At 45.9% G+C, this 1,468-nt stretch carries 2 protein-coding genes and 1 pseudogene; all 3 read left to right on the top strand.

Annotated features, from left to right (window positions below; all coding sequences use genetic code 11):
* The coding region (locus ACP45E_RS00900; protein ID WP_141707164.1) for an ATP-binding cassette domain-containing protein at positions 1 to 389 on the top strand (389 nt) is incomplete at its 5' end.
* 93 nt (positions 390 to 482) lie between these two features.
* Positions 483 to 1,268 carry a phosphonate C-P lyase system protein PhnL gene (locus tag ACP45E_RS00895; protein WP_083251582.1) on the top strand — a complete coding sequence of 262 codons (786 nt, stop codon included), beginning with the start codon at positions 483 to 485 and terminating at the stop codon, positions 1,266 to 1,268.
* Between the two features lie 18 nt (positions 1,269 to 1,286).
* Positions 1,287 to 1,468: pseudogene (locus ACP45E_RS00890) on the top strand (alpha-D-ribose 1-methylphosphonate 5-triphosphate diphosphatase); the annotation flags it as partial.

The following is a 1,468-nucleotide window of genomic DNA, read 5'->3' as shown; positions in this document are numbered from 1 at the left end:
AAGCACTGGATTGGCTTAATCAAGTTGAAATCCCTCGCGACCGGATAGACGACATGCCCATTACCTTCTCTGGCGGAATGCAACAAAGGCTGCAAATCGCGCGAAATTTAGTCACACACCCAAAGCTTATTTTTATGGATGAACCTACAGGCGGTCTCGATGTTTCTGTTCAGGCAAGGTTACTCGATTTGATTCGAAACTTAGTAATGGAACTCGGCTTATCTGTGGTGATCGTCACTCACGATTTAGCGGTTGCACGATTGCTTGCTCATCGTTTGGTGGTCATGAAAGAGAGTCGTATTGTGGAGAGTGGGCTTACCGACCAAGTACTCGATGATCCTCAGCACCCCTATACACAATTGCTTGTTTCATCAGTCATCCAAGGATAAGGAGCCGTAATGAATACCGTGATAATCCCCGTTGGTGAACGACACCAAAAAGAAGCCAGTGTGGCATACGCAAAGGATGATCGACTGACCGACATGAATACGATGCTTTCGGTATCTAACGTGAGCAAAACGTTCGTTCTTCACAATCAAAGTGGTGCCAAGTTGCCTGTTCTGACGAAAAGCAGTTTTTCAGTTGATAAGGGCGAATGTGTTGTACTTTTGGGGCGCTCTGGATCGGGGAAAAGCACATTGCTTAGAGCCCTGTACGCCAATTACTTAGTCGACGAAGGGCATATATGGGTCCGCCATAATGGTGTGAGTCATGTTCGTGACTCTGACGCTATAAGCGATATGACGAATACGTGTGATGTAAGAAGAAACAGATGCGAACACCAAGCGACTTGGGTCGATATTGCCAATGCCCAACCAAGAGAAGTATTGGAGGTCCGTCAAAATTCGCTGGGATGGGTCAGTCAATTTTTAAGAGTGATCCCTCGCATCAGTGCGTTAGATGTGGTGGCCCAGCCCCTAATCGAACAAGGAGTAGACAAGAAACAAGCCAAGCAAAAAGCCGCGGCATTGCTTACTCGCCTAAACGTTCCAGAGCCGCTTTGGTCATTGGCTCCGGCGACTTTTTCTGGTGGAGAGCAGCAACGGGTGAATATTGCCCGAGGCTTCATTGTTGATTCACCTATTTTATTGCTTGATGAACCGACAGCCTCACTGGATGAAAAAAACTGCCAAGTGGTTATAGAGCTAATTCAAGAAGCAAAACAAAGAGGTGCCGCGATTGTGGGCATTTTTCACGATGAGTTTGTTCGTCAAAGCGTGGCAGACAAATATTACGATATTTCAACGGCGACACTTCGCAAAGCTTAACAAAAAAAGGATAGAACAATGATTATTACTAATGTTCAACTGGTATTAGAAAACGAAGTGGTCAATGGATCGATTGAAGTAGAGGGTGGCATCATCCGTTCAATGTCTGATTCCAAAAGCCAGATGCCTGGTGCGGTAGACGGCAATCAAGGTTGGCTTATGCCAGGTCTCATTGAACTGCATACAGACAACTTGGAAAA

The sequence above is a fragment of the Vibrio genomosp. F10 str. 9ZD137 genome, assembly GCF_049974785.1.
Taxonomy (GTDB): domain Bacteria; phylum Pseudomonadota; class Gammaproteobacteria; order Enterobacterales; family Vibrionaceae; genus Vibrio.
The sequence above is the reverse complement of the archived record's forward strand: the minus strand, read 5'-3'. Positions and strand labels throughout refer to the sequence as shown.

Bases quoted from the DNA above. Each gene is read 5' to 3' on its own strand.
- ACP45E_RS00895 (WP_083251582.1), top strand. From the start codon at position 483: ATGAATACGATGCTTTCGGTATCTAACGTGAGCAAAACGTTCGTTCTT.